We start from the raw sequence: 18,504 nt of genomic DNA, 5'->3' as shown, positions 1-18,504 counted from the left end.
GCATGAACGACGAGCACGTCATATCCCTGCGCGGCGTGACGGCCGAGCTCGGCTCGCGCCCCGTCCTGCGCGGCATCGACCTCGGTGTGCGCCGGGGCGAGGTCGTCGCGCTGCTCGGCGCCAACGGCTCCGGCAAGTCGACGGCCGTGCGCACGATCATCGGCCAGGTGCCGGTCACGGGCGGCGAGATCGAGCTGTTCGGCACCCCGCGCCGCCGGTTCCGCGACTGGGCGCGGGTGGGCTACGTACCGCAGCGCACGACCGCCGCCGGCGGAGTGCCCGCGACGGTCACCGAGGTGGTGTCGTCCGGGCGGCTGTCCCGCACCCGGCTCGGCATGCTGCGCAGGGCCGACCGCGAGGCCGTCCGGCACGCCCTGGACCTGGTCGGCATGGGCGACCGCGCCAAGGACTCCGTGGACGCCCTCTCCGGCGGCCAGCACCAGCGGGTCCTGATCGCCCGCGCGCTCGCCTCCGCGCCCGAACTGCTGATCATGGACGAGCCGATGGCGGGCGTGGACCTGGCCAGCCAGGAAGTGCTCGCGGCGACCCTGCGGGAGCAGGTCGCCGCGGGCGTCTCCGTCCTGCTCGTCCTGCACGAACTGGGCCCGCTGGAGCCGCTGATCGACCGCGCCGTCGTCCTGCGCGACGGCTGCGTGCTGCACGACGGTCCGCCGCCCCGGGCCCTGGGCCAGCACGCGCTGCCCGGCCACGACCACGTACACCCGCACGCGGCCCACGACGCCGAACCGATCCGGACGGGACTGCTGAGCTGACCGCCATGAACCTCGAAATCCTCGACTACGCCTTCATGCAGCGGGCCCTGCTCGCCGCCGTCCTCGTCGGCATCACCGCGCCCGCGGTCGGCATCTACCTCGTGCAGCGCCGTCAGGCCCTGATGGGCGACGGCATCGGCCATGTCGCGATGACCGGTGTCGGCCTGGGCTTCCTGCTGTCCTGGTCCCCCGTGTGGATGGCCACGGCAGTCTCCGTGGCGGGCGCCGTGCTGATGGAGCTGATCCGCTGGTACGGCAGGACGCGCGGCGACATCGCGCTGGCGATGCTCTTCTACGGGGGCATGGCGGGCGGCGTGATGCTGATCAACCTCGCGCCGGGCGGCACCAACGCCAACCTCATCTCGTACCTCTTCGGCTCGCTGTCGACCGTCTCCGAGTCGGACGTCACGGCGATCTGCCTGCTGGCGGCCTTCGTCGTCGCGGTCACCCTCGGTCTGCGCAGGCAGTTGTTCGCGGTCAGCCAGGACGAGGAGTTCGCGCGGGTGACCGGACTGCCGGTACGCGCCCTGAACCTGCTCGTCGCCGTGACCGCCGCGGTCACCGTGACCGTCGCGATGCGGGTCGTGGGCCTGCTGCTGGTCTCCGCGCTGATGGTGGTCCCGGTGGCCGCCGCGCAGCAGCTCACCCGCAGCTTCGCCGCCACCTTCGCGATCGCCGTGGCCATCGGGATCGGCGTGACCATCGGCGGCACGGCGACCTCGTACTACCAGGACGTGCCTCCGGGCGCGACCATCGTCCTGCTCGCCATCGGCGCGTTCGTCCTGCTCACGGCACTCGCCACCCCGCTGGCGCGGAGAAGGGCCCGGGCTCTCGCCAGGTCCCGTGCCGGGGAGACCGGAGACCCCGCGGAGTGCGCGATTCCCGCCACCCGCGCCCCGGCCGGGAAGGCCGGCGTCTGACCGCGCCCGGCTCGGGCTGGCACAATGGCCCGGCAAGCCGCAGACGTTTTGGAGGCAACGGTGACGACCGCTGGACCGCCCGTTCGGGGCCGTTCCACCCGGCAGCGTGCCGCCGTGGCGGCGGCGCTCGACGAGGTCGACGAGTTCCGCAGTGCGCAGGACTTGCACGACATGCTCAAGCACAAGGGCGACTCCGTCGGACTGACCACGGTGTACCGCACCCTGCAGTCCCTCGCCGACGCGGGCGAGGTCGACGTCCTGCGGACGTCCGACGGGGAGTCCGTCTACCGCCGCTGTTCGAGCGGCGACCACCACCACCACCTCGTGTGCCGGGTCTGCGGCAAGGCGGTCGAGGTGGAGGGACCGGCCGTGGAGAAGTGGGCCGAGGCGATCGCGGCGGAGCACGGCTATGTGAACGTGGCCCACACCGTGGAGATCTTCGGGACCTGCGCGGAGTGCGCGGAGCGCGCGGGGAGCTAGGCCCGGCAGTTCACTCACGGGTGCGGCCCGGCGGGACTCGTTCCCGCCGGGCCGCACCCGTGAGCGCTCCGCTCAGACCCCTTCGGGGCGCCCCCGCATGCCCTCCTCCATCGCGAGGAGGTCCTCGTTCGGGACGGCGCCGCCGAAGCGGCGGTCCCTGGAGGCGTACTCGACGCAGGCGCGCCACAGGTCGCGGCGGTCGAAGTCGGGCCACAGGACGTCCTGGAAGACCATCTCGGCGTAGCTCGACTGCCAGATCAGGTAGTTCGAGGTCCGCTGCTCACCGCTGGGGCGCAGGAAGAGGTCCACGTCCGGCATGTCCGGGTAGTACAGGTACTTCTGGATCGTCTTCTCGGTGACCTTGTCCGGGTCGAGCCGGCCGGCGGCCACGTCGACGGCCATCGCCTTCGCCGCGTCGGCCAGCTCCGCCCGCCCGCCGTAGTTGACGCAGAAGTACAGGGTCATCGCGTCGTTGTCCTGCGTCTGCTCCTGTGCGACCTGGAGCTCCTGGACGACGGACTTCCACAGCTTGGGCATCCGCCCGACCCAGCGGATCCGGATGCCGAGGTCGTTCATCTCGTCGCGCCTGCGCCGGATGACGTCCTTGTTGAAGTTCATGAGGAAGCGGACCTCCTCGGGCGACCGCTTCCAGTTCTCCGTCGAGAAGGCGTACAGGGACAGGTTCTTGACACCCAGCTCCAGGCAGCCCTTGAGGACGTCCATGACGACGCCCTCGCCGACCCGGTGCCCCTCGGTGCGCGGCAGGCCGCGCTCCTTGGCCCACCGCCCGTTCCCGTCCATCACGCACGCCACGTGGTTCGGGACCAGCTCGCCCGGGAGCTTGGGTACGCGGGCACCGGACGGGTGCGGCTCCGGCGTCTTGTACTCGCGGCGCTGGCGCCCCAGGATCCCGCGTACCACCATGTGCTTCTCGTCTCCCTCTGGATCTCCGTGCGGCTTACTTCTCTACGTAACGCAGCGAGCGCAGTCCGCGCTCCAGGTGCCAGTGCAGATAGGCCGACACCAGGCCGCTGCCCTCCCTGACGTGCCGCGGTTCGCACGCGTCCGCGGTCGCCCAGTCCCCGGTCAGCAGCGCGCCGAGCAGTTCGAGGGCCTGCGCCGAGGGTACGACGCTGCCGGGCACCCGGCAGTCCACGCAGACGGAACCTCCCGCTGCGACCGAGAAGAACCGGTTCGGCCCGGGCATTCCGCACTTCGCGCAGTCGCTGAAGCTCGGCGCGTAGCCGTTCACGGCGAGTGAGCGGAGCAGGAAGGCGTCGAGGACGAGGTGCGGCTCGTGCTCGCCCCTGGCGAGCGTGCGCAGCGCGCCGACCAGCAGCAGGTACTGCTGCACGGCGGGCTCCCCCTCGTGGTCCGTGAACCGCTCGGCGGTCTCCAGCATCGCCGTGCCCGCGGTGTACCGCGTGTAGTCGGCCACGATGCCGCCACCGTACGGAGCGATGGTCTCGCTCTGTGTGCACAGCGGCAGCCCGCGCCCGACCAGTTCGCTCCCCCGCGCGAAGAACTGCACGTCCACGTGGGAGAAGGGTTCGAGCCGGGCCCCGAACTTGGACTTGGTCCGCCGGACCCCGCGGGCCACCGCGCGCACGCGTCCGTGGTTGCGGGTGAGCAGGGTGATGATGCGGTCGGCCTCACCGAGTTTCTGCGTCCGCAGGACGACGCCGTCGTCACGGAACAGGCTCATCGCCCGCCACCCGGCTTCCGGGTGCGCGGGACGACGCCGTCGTCACGGAACAGGCTCATGGCACCCATTCTCGCCTACGCCCCCGGGGCTCCGTGCGGCTGTGCCGCTTCCCGCCCGCCGCCGCCCGCGCGGCCTGCTTCAAGGGACCTCGCCGCGACTGCGCGCGTTCGCGTACGCCGTCGCGGCGCTGAGGCGCTCCGCCGGGGTGGCCGCGCGGACGGCGTCCGGCTCGCAGTCCCACTCCCGCCCGCCACCGAACGGCCTGAGCTGTACGTACGGCCCCTCGTGCCCCATCACCACGCCGATCCTCTCCGTCCTCGTGTCCACGGCACAGGTGCCGACCGTCGGCCTCATCCGGTCACCGCGGCCGCGCGGGCGGCCGTCTCCGCGGCATGCGGGCCGGAGCCGGGACGGGGACACGGCCCGCTCGTCGCCGGGACCGCCGGAGCGACCGGGACCGCCCGCCTCGTACGCGATGCCGGCAACGAAATTCCGGTGTTCGCCGACACCTCGCGCAATTCCTTCACGGTTTTCCTCCGCTTGTTCGACTTGTACGCCCCGGCCACCGGCGTTCCGGACCGGCGGCCGGACTTCACCACATTCCCCTTTCCCTTTGGATTTCACTCTTCCGCTCTCCACGATGCCGCCCTCCGCTTAGACTCCGGAAGACCTCTACGCCCAACAACGGTGATGCAGTACGGGGGGATCGACCATGGTCAGCGGTGCGCGGCAGGCGGCTTGGGAGTTCTTCGGAACGGAGCTGAAGAGGCGGCGCGAGGAAGCCGGATTCACGCAGGCGGAGCTGGGTTCTCGCGTTTTCGTGTCGGGCGGCTATATTGGGCAATTCGAACAGGCCATTCGGAAACCGCAGTTGGATGCGGCACGCAGGATCGACGGGACACTGCAAACCGATGGCTTTTTCGAGCGCACGTGGAGAAAGCTGATTGACGACCGGCGGTACGCCGGATATTTCGCGGAGGTCGTCGAGCTGGAGCGGACGGCGACGAAGATCTCCGCGTTCGCCCCCACGCTCGTGCCCGGCCTGCTGCAGACGGCTCCCTACACCCGTGCAGTGATGCTCGCGGGCAACCCCTTCATCAGCGACGACTACGTCGAGGAGAAGACCGCAGCGCGCCGGGAGCGGGCCCGGATCCTGGACGGCACCGGGCGGCCCGTGTACTGGGCGATCCTGCACGAGCACGTGCTGAGGATCCCGGTCGGCACCGCACAGGCGATGGCCGAGCAGCTCGACCACATCGTGCGGCTGGTCGGGCAGCGGCGGGTGCTGGCACAGGTGCTGCCGTACTCGGTGGGCGCCTATCCGCTCATGGGCCGGATGGTGCAGCTCATGGAGTTCGCGGACGCCCCGCCAACTGCCTATACAGAAGCCGTGTATTCGGGAAACCTGCTGGACGATCCCGCCCTGGTCAAGCGGGTACAGGACACCTACGATCTGCTCAGGGCCGCCGCGTTGGCTCCGGAGGCGTCCCTGGCACTGATCGAGTCGGCGGCGGAGGACCACAGACGATGCGGGAGCACGACCTGAGCGCCGCCCGTTGGCGCAGGAGCAGTTACAGCGACGACAACGGCGGCGAGTGCGTCGAGATCGCCGACGGAGTCCCCGGTGTCCTCCCCGTCAGGGACAGCAAGTGCCCCGACGGCCCCGTGCTCGTGCTGGGCGAACGGGCCTGGTCCGAGTTCGTCGGGGGCCTGTGAAACGGACCTGTTACGCTCGCGGAGCGTCCCTCGGGGGAAGTCCGGTGAGAGTCCGGCGCTGACCCGCAACGGTAAGCACGGCAGGCCCCGTCGGCCCGCCGCGTGAGCCCGATCACCCGTGGGGTGCTGTGACCCGATGACGCTCGCCGTGGACTGCGAGAGGGAATCCCAGGACCGTGCGGTTCGGCCGTGCGGGCTGCCTCCCCGATTGCTGTGCGCCAGGCGGCCCGAGCCCTAGGACCCGCCGATCGTGCGCCGAATACCCGTCGTGCCGCTGGCCGTGGCGCTGGTGCTGCTGCTGTGCCTCTCCCTGCTGTGCGGAGTGGGGCTCGGCGCGTCCGGAATCGGCCCGGGGCAGGTGGTCCGGTTCCTGTGGGACGGGGTCACCGGGGGCACGATCCCCGCCGGGGACGTCGCCGCGTACACCATCGTCTGGGAGATCCGGCTGCCGCGCGTCGTGCTGGCCGCCGTGGTCGGGGGCGGGCTCGCCGCGGTCGGGGTGGCCGTGCAGGCGATGGTCCGCAACGCGCTGGCCGATCCGTTCGTCCTCGGCATCTCGTCCGGGGCGGCCGTCGGCGCCAACGCCGTCATCCTGCTCGGCGCCTTCGCCGGACTCGGCGTGTGGGCGCTGTCCGTCTCCGCCTTCGTGTCCGCGCTCGCGGCGATGGCGCTCGTGTACGCCGTGGCCAGGTCGTCCCACGGGCTCACCCCGCTGCGGCTCGTCCTGACCGGGACCGCGCTGGCGTACGGCTTCGAGGCGCTCACCACCGTCATGGTGTTCGGGGCGGCCCGGGGCGAGGCGGCGCGCTCCGCGATGATGTGGCTGCTGGGGAGTCTGGGCGGCGCGACCTGGGCGCAGGTGCCCCTGGCCGCCGTGGTGGTCCTGGCGGGCTGGGTGTGGCTGGCCCGGCGCGCGGAGGCGCTGGACGCGCTCGCCATGGGGGACGAGACGTCCGCGGCGCTCGGGGTGCGGCCGGAGCGGCTGCGCCGCGAGCTGTTCCTCGTGACGGCCGCCGTGACCGGGACCGTGGTCGCGGTGAGCGGTGCCATCGGGTTCGTCGGGCTCATGGTGCCGCACGTCGTACGGATGCTCGTCGGGGCCGGCCACCGGCGGGTGCTCGCGGTGGCGCCGCTCGCCGGGGCCGTGCTCCTCGTGTGGGCGGACGTCCTGTCGCGGCTGATGCCGGCGCCGGCCGAGCTGCCGGTCGGGGTGATCACCGCCGTGCTCGGGGTGCCCGCGTTCCTGGTGCTGATGCGCCGCGGCGGCTACGCCTTCGGGGGGCGCTGATGCGGCTCGACGTGGACGGGGTGACGGTCGACGCCGGCGCCGTGCGGCTGGTCGAGGACATCCGGCTCACCGTGGACTCCGGGACGGTCGTCGGCCTGGTCGGGCCCAACGGCAGCGGCAAGTCGACCCTCCTGCGCTGTGTGTACCGGGCGCTGCGTCCGGCGGGCGGGGTGGTACGGCTCGACGGGCAGGACGTACGCGCCATGGACGCGAGGACCGCCGCGCGGGCGGTCGCGGCGCTGCCGCAGGAGTCGTCGTCGGAGTTCGACTTCACCGTCGCCGAGGTCGTCGGGATGGGGCGGCTGCCGCACCTGGACCGCACCGCCGCGGGCGACCGCGCGGTCTGCGCCGCGGCCATGGAGCGCACGGGTGTCGCGCATCTCGCCGGACGGGGCTTCCTCGCGCTGTCCGGCGGTGAACGGCAGCGCGTCCTGATCGCCCGGGCGCTGGCCCAGCAGCCGCGTGTCCTCGTACTCGACGAGCCGACCAACCACCTCGACATCGCGCACCAGTTGGACGTGCTGTCGCTGGTCCGCGACAGCGGCCTGACCGTGCTGACGGCCCTGCACGACCTCAACCTGGCCGCCGCGCACTGCGACCGGCTGCATGTGATCGCGGAGGGCCGGGTGGTCGCCTCCGGGCCGCCGCACGAGGTGCTCCGCCCCGATCTGCTGGCCGAGGTGTTCGGCGTCCGCGCCCATCCCGTGCGGCATCCGGAGACCGGTGCCGTGCAGCTGCTGTTCGACCTTCTTCCGCCCGCCCCCTAGCGCACCCGAGGAACTCCGCCCATGCGCAAGCCCGTTGCCGCCGCCCTGCTGTGCCTCGCCGTGCTCGCCGCGGGCTGCGGCGCCGAGGTCGAGCCGTCGAGCGGCCCCGAGGCGGCCGCCGGCCGCACACTCGCCAACTGCGGCCGTGAAGTGACGTACGACAAGGTCCCGGAGCGCGTCGTGACGAACGACGTGGGGATCACCGAGCTGATGTTCGCGCTCGGGCTGGAGGACCGGATGGCCGGGTTCGCCATGCCCGACGACAAGGGCGATCTGACGGACGTCCCGTGGAAGGACGGCTACGACAAGGTGCCGTGGCTGTCCAAGCAGCAGCTCACCAGGGAGAACGTGCTCGACGCCCGCGCCGACCTGGTCATCGCCGGCTGGAACTACGGCTTCCGCGAGGACAGCGGCTTCACCCCGGCCGAGTTGGAGAAGCTCGGCATCCCCTCGTACGTCCTGACCGAGTCGTGCCGCAACGGCCGTACGAAGACCTCGCGCGGCATCATGCCGCCGCTGGACGCCCTGTACGCCGACCTCACCAATCTGGGCGAGCTGTTCGGCGTCGAGGAGCGGGCGGCCTCGCTGATCGCCCGGTTCCGGAAGGAGGTCGCGGCCGTCGAGGCCCGGGCGCCCGAGAAGAGGCCCAAGGTCTTCCTCTACGACAGCGGCCAGGACCAGCCCTTCACCTCCGGCCGCTTCGCCGCGCCCGAGGAGATCATCACCAGGGCGGGCGGGGTGAACGTCATGCACGACCTCGCGGACTCCTGGACGACGGTCGGCTGGGAGACCGTGGTGGAACGCGACCCGGACGTCATCGTGATCTGCGACTACGGCGATGTGGGCGCCGAGGAGAAGCGCGAGTTCCTGCTGTCCTACGGCCCGCTGAGGAACGTCTCGGCGATCCGCGACAAGCGCGTCTTCGTCCTCGACTACGCCGACCTGGTCGAGAGCCCCCGCAACCCCTCGGCGATCGCCCGCCTGGGCGCGTATCTGCGCTCGGGCAAGGAGAACTGACACCGGGCCCTTCGTCGGAGGCGCCCTCAGGCACCCCGTCGGCGGGCCGTCCGGGGCGGGCCGTCCGGGGCGGGCCGTCCGGGGCGGGCCGCGCGCGTCACGCGCGCCCCGGACGGCGGCGGATCACCCCGGGAACCGGCTGACGTAGCGCCGCTGCCAGGGCGTCTCCACCGCGTGGCGGTCGTAGCCCTCCCGTACGAACCGGACGGCCTCGTCGGGCCGCACCCCGTCCAGCACGGCGAGGCACGCGAGCGCCGTGCCCGTCCGCCCCCGGCCGCCCAGGCAGGCGACCTCGACGCGCTCGGCCGGGTCGCCCGCCCGCTCCCACACCTCCGCCAGGACGCGCCGCGCCCGCGCCCGGTCGCGGGGCAGCCGGAAGTCCGGCCACGCCAGCCACTCCGTCTCCCAGGAGGCCTCGGGCGGCGGGGCGCCCAGCAGGTACACGCCGTACGTCGGCAGGGGCGCCGACGGGTCGAGCGCGTGCCTCAGCCCCCGCCCCCGCACCGCCCGCCCGGACGGCAGCAGCAGGACGCCCGGCGTGCCCGCGGGCCAGGTGCCCGCGCGCCCGCCCGCCTGGTCCGCCCCCGCCGTCCCGTCGTCCCGGGTCCCGTTCATCCGGCTCCTCTCCCACTCCCGTTCCGGCTCCCGGCCCCCGGGTGCCGTCCTGCGGCTCGCGGCACGCGTTCCGCGCGACCCGACGCCGCCGGACGCGTCACAGCAGCGCCGTTGCAGTGCGTCATTCCGCCAGTCCTGGTGTCACGAGCCCCGACTCGTACGCCACGACGACCAGTTGGGCCCGGTCCCGTGCGCCCAGTTTGCCCATGATCCGGCTGACGTGGGTCTTGGCGGTCAGCGGACTGAGCCCCAACGCCTCCGCGATCTCCGTGTTGTTGAGTCCGCGCGCGACCAGGGCGAGCACCTGCCGCTCCCGTTCCGACAGCCCGCCGGGGCCGGCGTCCGGCGACGCGACGGCACGCGGCGCGCGCAGGAACCTGGCGATGAGCCGTGAGGTCGGACCGGGCGACAGCAGGGACTCCCCCGCGGCCACCGTCCTGATGGCGTCGAGGAGTTCGGCGGGCCGGGTGTCCTTCACCAGGAACCCCGAGGCTCCCGCGCGCAGCGCGTCGACGATGTGCTCGTCGGTGTCGTACGTCGTCAGGACGAGGACGCGCACCCCGGCGAGGTCCTCGTCGGCGGCGATCAGCCTCGTCGCCTCGATCCCGTCGAGGTCGGGCATCCGGATGTCCATCACGACGAGGTCTGCCCGGGTGGACCGGGCGAGTTCCACGGCCCGGCGACCGGTGCCGGCCTCCCCGACGACCTCCATGTCCCCGGCCGACGCCACCAGCATCGCGAACGCGGCCCGCACGAGGGTCTGGTCGTCGGCGAGCAGGACGCGGATCGTCATCGGGCCTCCCCTGGCAGCGGCAGCGCGGCGGTCACCGCGAAGCCCGCCCCGGCGCCCGGCCCGGCGTCCAGGGTGCCGCCCACGCTGCGGGCCCGCTCCCGCATGCCGAGGAGCCCGAACCCCGGCTCGGCGGCCGGCTCGCCCGACCCGTCGTCCGTGACGCTCACGCGCAGCGCCCCGCCCTCGGTCCACAGGCCCACCCTGACGGTGAGGTCGTCCCGGCCGCCGTGGCGCACGGCGTTGGTGAGCGCCTCCTGCACGATGCGGTAGGCGGCGGCGCCCACCGAGGGCGGCACGTCGTCCGTGCCGACGGACAGCTCGACCTCGGCCCCGGCGGCGCGGGCCGCCTCGGCGAGGGCGGGCAGTCCGTCGAGTCCGGGCAGCGGGCCGCGGCTGTCGTGGGGCCGGACGCCCGGCGGTCCCGGCTCCGCCCCCGGGCCGTCCTCCCGCAGCACCTCCAGTGTCGTGCGCAGCTCGCCGCGCGCCGTCCGGCAGGTGCCCGCGATGTCGTCCAGCGCCTTGGCGACGGCCGCGCGGTCCAGCCGCCCGGGGTCGGCCTCGAGGACGTGGGCCGCCACGGACGTCTGCACCCCGATGAGCGTGATGCTGTGCGCGAGCAGGTCGTGCAGGTCCCGTGCGATGCGCAGGCGTTCCTCGGCGACGCGGCGCCGCGCCTCCTCCTCGCGGGTGCGTTCGGCACGCTCGGCCCGTTCGACGATCGAGGCGACGTACTGGCGGTAGAAGCGGATGTCGACGCCGAGGAAGAGCACGGCGACGACCCAGCCGGAGATCTCCAGCAGTTGCAGCGCCTCCTTCGCGCTGACGGTGAGCATCACGCCCACGGACACGGCGAGGACGCCGACGCCGACGAGCACGGTCCGCAGCGGCCGTCCGGTGGCGGCGACGGTGTAGAGGGCGCAGTACGCGACGGGGGTCGGCGCCGCGTGGTTGAAGTCGAGGCCGTGGTACGGCGCGACGAACGCGACCACGAGCGCCATGACGAGGACCGGCCGCGAGCGCCGCCACACCAGGGGAACGTGCGCGCCGAGGAGCAGCGCCCAGCCGAGCGGGTCGAGCGGGCGTCCGTCGTCGACGAGCAGGCCGAGGCCTACGGCGAGCAGGGCCGCGCCGAGGGCCACGAACGCGTCGTTGCGGGTGCGGTGCGGCGCGGTCAGCGGGTCGCGGTTGACGGCGGCCATGACGCGCTCGGCGGCGCGGGGCCGGCCTGCTCCGGCCCGTCCCGCGCGCACCGCCGTGGTCGTCGTTCCCCGTTCCCGCACGGGTCCATCCTGCGCCACCGGGGCGCCCCTCCGGCAGGAGGGGCGCCCGGAACGGTCCGCCGGTTCAGGGAGCACCGACGGCTTCCGGCCGACGGGGCGGTTCGCTGGACTCGCCCGTCCCTGCGGGTCCGGCGGGCCGGGACAGGACGCCCGGCCACCACACCCTCCGGCCGAGCGCGACGCTCGCGCTGGTCACCAGGTAGGTCCGCACGAGGAAGGTGTCGAGCAGCACCCCGAGGGCGATCACGAAGCCGAGTTCGACCAGGGGCACCAGGCCCATGTTCGTGAGCACGGCGAACGTCGCGGCGAGGACGAGTCCGGCCGAGGCGATGACGCCGCCGGTGGTGCGCAGGGCGGTGAGCGCGGCGGCCGACGGCTCGGCGCCCGCGAGGGACTCCTCGCGCATCCGGTGCATGAGGAAGATGCCGTAGTCGACGCCGAGCGCGACGAGGAACACGAAGGACAGCAGCGGGAGTCCGGGGTCGGTGCCCTCGAAGCCGAGGAGGGGTTCGAAGACCAGTCCGCCGATGCCGAGGGCGGCGCCCCATACGGCGACCACGGCGGCCACCAGGATCAGCGGGGCGACCAGGCTGCGCAGCAGCGCGACCAGGATGATCAGCACCGAGACGAGGACGAGCGGCACGACGATTCCCGTGTCACGGCGGCTGGTGTCCTCCAGGTCGATCTGCTGTGCGCTGGCCCCGCCGACGTAGGAGCCGTCCAGCGCTTCGCGCAGGGACTCGATGGTGGCGGTCTCCGCGGCGGACTGGGGCGCGTCCTGCGCCATGACGGTGATCTCGGTCCAGCCGCCGCCGGTACGGCCCCGCTCGGCGCCGGCGACCCCCGGGGCGGCCCGTACGGCGGCGAGGGTCTCGTCCGCGCGGTCCCGCGGGGTGAGCACGTCGATGGGCTGTGTGCCCTGCTCGGGGTAGGCCTGGGCCAGGGTCCGCATGGCGGTGACGGCCTGCGGGGTGTCGACGAACGAGTCCTCCTGCTTGAGGGCTCCCGGCAGTCCGAGCGTGCCGAGGGAGAGCGCTCCGAGCAGCACGGCGCCGGTCGCGAGGACGGTCAGCGGACGCCGGCCGGCCGATGTGCCCATGGCCGCGAACAGACCGCGCCGTTGTACGGGTTCGCTGCCGAACGCGGGCACCAGCGGCCAGAACACCCTTCGGCCCAGCAGGACGAGGAGGGCCGGCAGCAGGGTGAGCATCGCGACGAGCGCGCAGAGCACTCCGACGGTGCCCAGCGGTCCCATCCCCCGGCTGCTGTTGAGGTCGGCGGCGAGCAGGCACAGCAGTCCGGCGGCGACCGTGCCGGAGGAGGCGAGCACGGCCGGTCCGCAGCCGCGCAGGGCGGCGCGCATGGCCTCGTACGGGCGCTCGAAGCGCCGCAGCTCCTCCCGGTAGCGGGCCACGATCAGCAGCGCGTAGTCGGTCCCCGCGCCGAACACGAGGATCGTCATCACGCCCGAACTCTGCCCGGAGACGGTGGTCCCGAAGGCCTGGTTGAGCCCGTAGGCGACGCCCATCGACAGGAAGTCCGCGACCCCGGCGACGACGAGCGGCACGAGCCACAGCACCGGGCTCCGGTAGATCAGGACGAGCAGTACGGCGACGACGGCGACGGTGGTGTAGAGCAGGGGGCCGCCGAGCGAGTCGTAGACCTTGCCCGCGTCGGTGGCGAGCGCTCCGGTGCCGCCGACCTCGACGCTCAGTCCGCCGCCGCCCGCGGCCCTCTCGCGGACGTCCTCGACGAGCGCGTCCCGCAGGGCCTCGTCGGTGCCCGGTTCGTTGGTGGCGACCGGGTACATCAGGGTCGTGCCGTCCTCGGAGGGGATGCCCCGCGGGGCGCCGCCGATCAGCTCGTGCGCGCCCGCGATGTCCGACAGCTGGCCGGCGGCGGTCCTCCGGTCGGCGGCGGTGAGCCCGCCGTCGCGGTGGTAGACGAGCACCAGCTCGGTGCTCTCCCCGCCGGGCAGCCGCTCCTGGATCTCGGCCGCCCGGGTCGAGTCCGCGCTCGCCGGCAGGTAGTCGGTGACGCGGTCGTGCTGCACGTCCGCGAGCTTCGCGGCGAACGGCCCCACCAGCGCGAGCACGGCCACCCACAGCCCGAGCAGCGCCCAGGGGACGGCCCGTGCCCTGCTCGTTCCCGACATGGTCGTCCTTCCGGCCCCCATGAACCTTCTCCTCCCGACGGCGCCAGTTCCGGTCCCCAGACTTCCGCCGGAGGGCCGGGCTTTCGTCGGACGAGGGGGCGAGGTCGGGCGTACTGCCACGGGTGGCCGCGGGGCCGGACTACTCCCCCGGGAGTACGGATCGCCCGCCGCCGGGCCCCGGCGGAGCCTCCGGGGGCGTGCCAGGACGCCTCAGAACGCTTCAGGAGGGCCGCTGGACCGCTCGGGCGGCCGGGGCGACTTCGGGGTGCGGCGGGGCGGCAGGACGCCGACCGAGGGGCCTCGGCGGGCGTACGGGAGACGGGCGGCCGGGCGGCGTGCCGGGCGCGGGCGGCGACGGGGCGACGCTCAGGACGGTGTGCGGGCCGCCGTCAGCAGGCGGGTCACGTCGTCCGTGCGGATCGTCAGGGCCGCTCCCACGGTCGCGAGGGTCTCGCGTTCGGCGGGGGTGTAGGGCCCGTCGGCGAGGGCGATGCGGGCGCCCTGGAGGAGTACGGCCTCACGGCCCGCGGGAGCGAGGTGGGGAGCCAGCGGGTCCAGCGCCTCGTGGAGCTCTATGGCGAGACCGGGCCCGCAGGGTTCGCCGAAGAGGCGGCCCGTGTCGGCGGCGAGCGCCTCGACGAGCGCGGCGAGCTGGTCCTCGGTGCAGTCGTCGAACCCGGCCGAGCGGACGGCCGAGGCAGCGGTCTCCAGCGCCGTACGGGCACCGGTGCCGCCCGCGGCCAGCACGGCCAGGGCGACGGTGTGGACGGCGTCCCGGAGCATCGCCGAGAAGCGGGTGGTGGTCGGGTGGTCGAGGACGTCGGCAGCGTAGTGGCGGCCGCAGGCGGCGCATTCGACGACGGGCCCGGTCTCGCCGCGCGGGACGACCGGGACGCCGAGGCAGGTGAAGCGCCGACGGCCGGTGAGGCGCTGGTAGTTCCGGTCGCCTCCGCAGCCGGGGCAGAAGAACTCCCCGTCGCCGACTGTGGTCCACGCCGTACGGGTCCCGAGGATGCGCGAGACGCCCAAGGCGCCGAGACGGGCAAACCGGTCGTTTCGTCCCCATCCTGGCAGCACGTCGCACCTCCGTAACCCCACGGCAACATCGCCGCGTTGGCGTGATGTTAGCCACATTGTTGATGCGGAGTCAGTACCTCGGGCGAGACCACTCTGTGACATGGCCTGATAGAGATCGCGGTCCCGCCCGCCTGTGCGGCGGACGGGACCGGAGAAACGCAGGTGAACGGCCCTAGCGGGTAGCGCGGTTGACGGCGGAGACCACGGCCTTCAGGGAGGCGCGTGTCGTGTTCGCGTCGATGCCGATGCCCCACAGCACCTTGTCGCCGATCGCGACCTCGATGTACGAGGCGGCCTGTGCGGAGGCGCCCTCGCTCATCGTGTGCTCCTGGTAGTCCAGCAGGCGCGCGTCGACCCCGATGCCCTGGAGGGCGTGGAAGAACGCGGAGATCGGGCCGTTGCCCGAGCCGACCAGGACGGTCTCGGCGCCGTCCACCTCGGCCTCGACGGTCAGCGTGTCGACGCCGTCGCGGTCGGTGGTGGACTGGCCGTTGCGCACCTGGACGCGGCCCCATGGGTTGCCGGGGTTCGGCAGGTACTCGTCCTGGAACACCGACCAGATGTCCTTCGGCGTGACCTCGCCGCCCTCGGCGTCCGTCTTCGCCTGGATGATCTTCGAGAACTCGATCTGCATCCGGCGCGGCAGGTCCAGCTTGTGGTCGTTCTTGAGGACGTACGCGATACCGCCCTTGCCGGACTGCGAGTTGACGCGGATGACGGCCTCGTACGAGCGGCCGACGTCCTTCGGGTCGATGGGCAGGTACGGCACGGCCCACTCGATGTCGTCGACCGAGACGCCCCGGGCGGCCGCGTCGGCCTCCATCGCGTCGAAGCCCTTCTTGATGGCGTCCTGGTGGGAGCCGGAGAAGGAGGTGTAGACGAGGTCGCCGACGTACGGGTGGCGCGCGTGGACGGCCATCTGGTTGCAGTACTCGGCGGTGCGCCGGACCTCGTCGATGTTCGAGAAGTCGATCTGCGGGTCGACACCCTGCGAGAACAGGTTCATGCCCAGGGTCACCAGGTCGACGTTGCCGGTGCGCTCGCCCTGCCCGAACAGGCAGCCCTCGATGCGGTCGGCGCCGGCCATCAGGGCCAGCTCGGCCGCCGCGACGGCCGTGCCGCGGTCGTTGTGCGGGTGGACGGACAGGCAGACGTGCTCGCGGCGCGACAGGTTGCGCGACATCCACTCGAAGCGGTCCGCGTGCGTGGACGGCGTCGAACGCTCCACGGTGGCGGGCAGGTTCAGGATGATCTCGCGGTCCGGGCCGGGCTGCCAGACGTCCATGACGGCCTCGCAGACCTCCAGGGCGAAGTCCAGCTCGGTGTCGGTGAAGATCTCGGGGCTGTACTGGTAGCCGAAGACCGTGCGCTCGTCGAGCAGCTTCTCGGCGTACTCCATGACCAGCCGGGTGCCGTCGACGGCGATGTGCTTGATCTCGTCCTTCGAGCCGCGGAAGACGACCCGGCGGAAGACCGGCGCGGTCGCGTTGTACAGGTGCACGGTGGCCCGCTTGGCGCCGACCAGGGACTCCACGGTCCGCTCGATCAGGTCCTCGCGGGCCTGGGTCAGTACGGAGATGGTGACGTCGTCGGGGATCGCGTCCTCGTCCTCGACGATCGAGCGCACGAAGTCGAAGTCGGTCTGGCCGGAGGCCGGGAAGCCGACCTCGATCTCCTTGTAGCCCATCCTGACCAGCAGGTCGAACATCTCGCGCTTGCGCGCGGGCGACATGGGGTCGATCAGTGCCTGGTTGCCGTCACGCAGATCGGTGGAGAGCCAGCGGGGAGCGGCGGTGATCCGGTTCTGCGGCCACGTGCGGTCGGGGATGGCGACCTGCTCGTACGGGCGGTACTTGTGGATCGGCATGGAGGTGGGCTGCTGGCGGTTCGCCATGATGCGAGGGGCTCCTCTTGGTCCGCTTGATCCTCGGAAGGGTCCGAGGGACGGCCGACGGCGCAACGCCGAACTCCGCGGGGAGGGGGTCGGCCTCGACTACAGGCCCTCGCCGCGGCAGCTAAGGAGAAGCAGCCCGAAACGCATGATGCAGGGCAGCCTATCCGAGCATCGCTCCGCGTGAGGGGTCGTATCAGTATGCGGGATGTCGGGACCACAAGGGGCGAAAGGTGCACAGCGTCACACAGTCCCCCGCCCGCGCGTCACCACGGACGGCGCGGGGCGGGCCGCCGAGCGGCCGGACCGCCACGGAACGCCACCCTCCGTAACACGCGGCGCCGCTCCCCCGGTGCCCGTATCCGCGCATTTCACCAATCATGGTGGCACCTGGTGACAGTCGCGTCACCCAGTGCAAGGGTGCCGGACATGACGACCAACGGGGGCTTCGAGCCCGTCTTCTGCACGATCGTCCCGCCCCACGTCCTCGACACGCTCGCCCGTGCCGAGGACCCCGCGCTCGCCGGACCCGCCCGCCGCACCCTGGAGCGGGACGCCCTGGAGCGCACCCGCCGCCGGCTGACCACGGTCATCGGCGCGCCCGCCCTGGCAGCGCCCGCCGGCGCGCCGGCCGACCGGCCCGAGCGGACCATCCACGACGCCCGGCACAAGCAGGAACTGCCCGGCCGGAAGGTGCGCGGCGAGGGCGCCAAGCCCGGCAGGGACGCCACGGTCAACCGCGCGTACGCGGGCCTCGGCGCCACCTTCGACCTCTTCCTCAAGGCGTACGGGCGCAACTCGATCAACGGCGAGGGCCTGCCGCTGAAGGCCACCGTGCACTTCGGCGAGGACTACAACAACGCCTTCTGGAACGGCGAGCAGATGGTGTTCGGCGACGGGGACGGGGAGATCTTCCTCGACTTCACCATCCCGGTGGACGTCATCGGCCACGAACTCGCGCACGGCGTCACGCAGTACACCGCGAACCTCACGTACTTCGGGCAGTCGGGCGCGCTGAACGAGCACTTCTCCGACGTGTTCGGCGCGCTCATCAAGCAGTACACGCTCGGCCAGACCGCCGCCGAGGCGGACTGGCTGATCGGAGCGGGACTGCTCGCCCCGCGGGTCACCGGTACGGCGCTGCGCTCGATGAAGGAGCCGGGCAGCGCGTACGACGACGACGTGCTCGGCAAGGACCCGCAGCCCGCGACGATGGACGACTACGTCCGCACGGGCCGCGACAACGGCGGTGTGCACATCAACTCCGGCATCCCCAACCACGCCTTCTACCTGGCCGCGAACGCGCTCGGCGGGCACGCGTGGGAGCGGGCCGGGCGGATCTGGTTCGACGTGCTGACCGGCGGCGAACTGGGCTCCGAGGCCGGCTTCACGGACTTCGCGACGCTGACCGTGGCGAACGCCCGCGCCTCGTTCGGCGACGGCGACGAGCTCCAGGCCGTGACGAAGGCGTGGGAGCAGGTCGGGGTGCGGACCGTGTGACCGTGGCCCGTCGCGTCGATTCGTACTAGACAGGGGCCATGCGGATTCGAGTGGCGCGCACGGGCGGCTTCGCCGGTATCGAGCGGAGTGCGGAGGTGGACACCTCGGGGCGCCCCGACGCACCGGAGTGGCACGCCCTGGCCGAGCGGGCGGTGGCGGCCGGCCGGGGCACACCGCCCGCCGGGGTGCCGGACGGGTTCGCCTACCGGATCACGGTGGACGGCCGGACGGTCCACTGCGCGGACCCGCACCTCACGGAGGACCAGCGCAGGCTGGTCTCCGCGGTCCTGAAGGAGGGCGCGTGACCCCGGGCGACCCCCGCGCCCTCCGCCGTCCGGCGGCCCCGCCGGGCCCCGGCGCGTCGGCCCGGGGCCCGCAGGCACCCGGCCGCCCGGGTCCCGGCCGCCCGGTGCCCCGTACAGGGCGGCGTACGGCAGCCCGCCCGGTGACGCGGCCGGGGGCGGGGCGGCTGCACCCTGCCCACCCGCCCCGGCCCGGGCGTCGGCGTCCGTCCGACCGCCCCGTCC

19 protein-coding genes and 1 riboswitch are annotated in these 18,504 nt (G+C 73.0%); of the genes, 10 read left to right on the top strand and 9 right to left on the bottom strand.

All coding sequences use genetic code 11. The annotated features are described in order from the left end of the window. Window positions 1-2: 2 nt before the first annotated feature. The 3 genes from IE265_RS11690 to IE265_RS11680 are packed head-to-tail and all read left to right on the top strand — an operon-like array spanning window position 3 to window position 2,173. On the top strand, window positions 3-773 hold the full coding sequence (locus tag IE265_RS11690; RefSeq protein ID WP_190035393.1) for a metal ABC transporter ATP-binding protein: 771 nt from the start codon (window positions 3-5) through the stop codon (window positions 771-773). A gap of 5 nt (window positions 774-778) precedes the next feature. Continuing rightward, window positions 779-1,693 (top strand): metal ABC transporter permease, encoded by a 915-nt coding sequence (locus IE265_RS11685; protein WP_190035392.1) that lies wholly within the window; start codon window positions 779-781, stop codon window positions 1,691-1,693. Between the two features lie 60 nt (window positions 1,694-1,753). Continuing rightward, window positions 1,754-2,173 (top strand): Fur family transcriptional regulator, encoded by a 420-nt coding sequence (locus IE265_RS11680; protein WP_190035391.1) that lies wholly within the window; start codon window positions 1,754-1,756, stop codon window positions 2,171-2,173. Between the two features lie 72 nt (window positions 2,174-2,245). Here IE265_RS11680 and IE265_RS11675 read toward each other — a convergent pair whose 3' ends face one another. The 3 genes from IE265_RS11675 to IE265_RS11665 form a co-directional block, all read right to left on the bottom strand. Further along, on the bottom strand, window positions 2,246-3,097 hold the full coding sequence (locus tag IE265_RS11675; protein WP_190035390.1) for an isoprenyl transferase: 852 nt from the start codon (window positions 3,095-3,097) through the stop codon (window positions 2,246-2,248). A gap of 34 nt (window positions 3,098-3,131) precedes the next feature. Beyond that, window positions 3,132-3,878 (bottom strand): DNA repair protein RecO, encoded by a 747-nt coding sequence (recO, locus tag IE265_RS11670; protein WP_190035389.1) that lies wholly within the window; start codon window positions 3,876-3,878, stop codon window positions 3,132-3,134. Window positions 3,879-4,016: 138 nt separating this feature from the next. Then, on the bottom strand, window positions 4,017-4,232 hold the full coding sequence (locus IE265_RS11665) for a hypothetical protein (RefSeq protein ID WP_190035388.1): 216 nt from the start codon (window positions 4,230-4,232) through the stop codon (window positions 4,017-4,019). A gap of 358 nt (window positions 4,233-4,590) precedes the next feature. On the opposite strand from IE265_RS11665, the gene IE265_RS11660 reads away from it, so the two are divergent. The 5 genes from IE265_RS11660 to IE265_RS11640 all read left to right on the top strand — a co-directional run bounded on the left by IE265_RS11660 (window position 4,591) and on the right by IE265_RS11640 (window position 8,666). Beyond that, on the top strand, window positions 4,591-5,424 hold the full coding sequence (locus IE265_RS11660; RefSeq protein WP_190035387.1) for a helix-turn-helix domain-containing protein: 834 nt from the start codon (window positions 4,591-4,593) through the stop codon (window positions 5,422-5,424). After that, entirely contained in the window at window positions 5,406-5,594 is a 189-nt protein-coding gene (locus IE265_RS11655) for a DUF397 domain-containing protein (protein WP_190035386.1), read from the top strand. The genes IE265_RS11660 and IE265_RS11655 overlap by 19 nt, the downstream gene beginning before the upstream one ends. Continuing rightward, window positions 5,585-5,732: riboswitch (cobalamin riboswitch) on the top strand. (Overlaps the previous gene by 10 nt.) Before the next feature lie 112 nt (window positions 5,733-5,844). Then, a complete protein-coding gene (locus tag IE265_RS11650) occupies window positions 5,845-6,882 on the top strand; it encodes a FecCD family ABC transporter permease (protein ID WP_190035385.1) in 1,038 nt (345 codons plus the stop codon). Beyond that, entirely contained in the window at window positions 6,882-7,649 is a 768-nt protein-coding gene (locus IE265_RS11645; RefSeq protein ID WP_190035384.1) for an ABC transporter ATP-binding protein, read from the top strand. The genes IE265_RS11650 and IE265_RS11645 overlap by 1 nt, the downstream gene beginning before the upstream one ends. A gap of 21 nt (window positions 7,650-7,670) precedes the next feature. After that, window positions 7,671-8,666 carry an ABC transporter substrate-binding protein gene (locus tag IE265_RS11640; RefSeq protein ID WP_190035383.1) on the top strand — a complete coding sequence of 332 codons (996 nt, stop codon included), beginning with the start codon at window positions 7,671-7,673 and terminating at the stop codon, window positions 8,664-8,666. Between the two features lie 123 nt (window positions 8,667-8,789). Here IE265_RS11640 and IE265_RS11635 read toward each other — a convergent pair whose 3' ends face one another. From IE265_RS11635 to leuA, 6 genes are all read right to left on the bottom strand, one after another. Next, window positions 8,790-9,281 (bottom strand): protein-tyrosine phosphatase family protein, encoded by a 492-nt coding sequence (locus IE265_RS11635; protein ID WP_190035382.1) that lies wholly within the window; start codon window positions 9,279-9,281, stop codon window positions 8,790-8,792. Window positions 9,282-9,402: 121 nt separating this feature from the next. Further along, window positions 9,403-10,074, bottom strand: coding sequence for a response regulator (locus IE265_RS11630; protein ID WP_190035381.1), 672 nt, complete (start codon window positions 10,072-10,074; stop codon window positions 9,403-9,405). Continuing rightward, window positions 10,071-11,273 carry a sensor histidine kinase gene (locus tag IE265_RS11625; RefSeq protein WP_190035428.1) on the bottom strand — a complete coding sequence of 401 codons (1,203 nt, stop codon included), beginning with the start codon at window positions 11,271-11,273 and terminating at the stop codon, window positions 10,071-10,073. Before IE265_RS11625 ends, IE265_RS11630 begins: the two co-directional genes overlap by 4 nt. Window positions 11,274-11,418: 145 nt before the next feature. Beyond that, window positions 11,419-13,530: an MMPL family transporter gene (locus IE265_RS11620; RefSeq protein WP_190035380.1), complete on the bottom strand. Its 2,112-nt coding sequence runs from the start codon at window positions 13,528-13,530 to the stop codon at window positions 11,419-11,421. 345 nt (window positions 13,531-13,875) lie between these two features. Next, complete coding sequence (locus IE265_RS11615) at window positions 13,876-14,586, bottom strand: TerB family tellurite resistance protein (RefSeq protein ID WP_190035379.1); 711 nt, start codon at window positions 14,584-14,586, stop codon at window positions 13,876-13,878. Between the two features lie 172 nt (window positions 14,587-14,758). Then, window positions 14,759-16,480 carry a 2-isopropylmalate synthase gene (gene leuA / locus IE265_RS11610; protein ID WP_190035378.1) on the bottom strand — a complete coding sequence of 574 codons (1,722 nt, stop codon included), beginning with the start codon at window positions 16,478-16,480 and terminating at the stop codon, window positions 14,759-14,761. 426 nt (window positions 16,481-16,906) lie between these two features. Between leuA and IE265_RS11605 the strand changes: the two genes are divergently transcribed. After that, a complete protein-coding gene (locus IE265_RS11605) occupies window positions 16,907-17,977 on the top strand; it encodes a M4 family metallopeptidase (protein ID WP_190035377.1) in 1,071 nt (356 codons plus the stop codon). Between the two features lie 38 nt (window positions 17,978-18,015). Beyond that, the gene (locus IE265_RS11600) at window positions 18,016-18,282 is read left to right on the top strand and encodes a protealysin inhibitor emfourin (protein ID WP_190035376.1); all 267 of its coding nucleotides are present in this window, start codon (window positions 18,016-18,018) and stop codon (window positions 18,280-18,282) included. The last annotated feature ends 222 nt before the right edge of the window (window positions 18,283-18,504 follow it).

It is taken from the genome of Streptomyces fructofermentans (assembly GCF_014651055.1).
Classification (GTDB): domain Bacteria; phylum Actinomycetota; class Actinomycetes; order Streptomycetales; family Streptomycetaceae; genus Streptomyces; species Streptomyces fructofermentans.
Note: the sequence above shows the minus strand (reverse complement) of the source record. Positions and strands in the feature narration are given on the sequence as shown.

Coding starts and splice junctions, on each gene's coding strand:
- IE265_RS11675 (WP_190035390.1), bottom strand. CDS start 3,097: ATGGTGGTACGCGGGATCCTGGGGCGCCAGCGCCGCGAGTACAAGACG.
- IE265_RS11625 (WP_190035428.1), bottom strand. CDS start 11,273: ATGGCCGCCGTCAACCGCGACCCGCTGACCGCGCCGCACCGCACCCGC.
- IE265_RS11660 (WP_190035387.1), top strand. CDS start 4,591: ATGGTCAGCGGTGCGCGGCAGGCGGCTTGGGAGTTCTTCGGAACGGAG.
- IE265_RS11645 (WP_190035384.1), top strand. CDS start 6,882: ATGCGGCTCGACGTGGACGGGGTGACGGTCGACGCCGGCGCCGTGCGG.
- recO (WP_190035389.1), bottom strand. CDS start 3,878: ATGAGCCTGTTCCGTGACGACGGCGTCGTCCTGCGGACGCAGAAACTC.
- IE265_RS11640 (WP_190035383.1), top strand. CDS start 7,671: ATGCGCAAGCCCGTTGCCGCCGCCCTGCTGTGCCTCGCCGTGCTCGCC.
- IE265_RS11635 (WP_190035382.1), bottom strand. CDS start 9,281: ATGAACGGGACCCGGGACGACGGGACGGCGGGGGCGGACCAGGCGGGC.
- leuA (WP_190035378.1), bottom strand. CDS start 16,480: ATGGCGAACCGCCAGCAGCCCACCTCCATGCCGATCCACAAGTACCGC.
- IE265_RS11620 (WP_190035380.1), bottom strand. CDS start 13,530: ATGGGGGCCGGAAGGACGACCATGTCGGGAACGAGCAGGGCACGGGCC.
- IE265_RS11655 (WP_190035386.1), top strand. CDS start 5,406: ATGCGGGAGCACGACCTGAGCGCCGCCCGTTGGCGCAGGAGCAGTTAC.
- IE265_RS11605 (WP_190035377.1), top strand. CDS start 16,907: ATGACGACCAACGGGGGCTTCGAGCCCGTCTTCTGCACGATCGTCCCG.
- IE265_RS11665 (WP_190035388.1), bottom strand. CDS start 4,232: ATGAGGCCGACGGTCGGCACCTGTGCCGTGGACACGAGGACGGAGAGG.
- IE265_RS11600 (WP_190035376.1), top strand. CDS start 18,016: ATGCGGATTCGAGTGGCGCGCACGGGCGGCTTCGCCGGTATCGAGCGG.
- IE265_RS11630 (WP_190035381.1), bottom strand. CDS start 10,074: ATGACGATCCGCGTCCTGCTCGCCGACGACCAGACCCTCGTGCGGGCC.
- IE265_RS11690 (WP_190035393.1), top strand. CDS start 3: ATGAACGACGAGCACGTCATATCCCTGCGCGGCGTGACGGCCGAGCTC.
- IE265_RS11685 (WP_190035392.1), top strand. CDS start 779: ATGAACCTCGAAATCCTCGACTACGCCTTCATGCAGCGGGCCCTGCTC.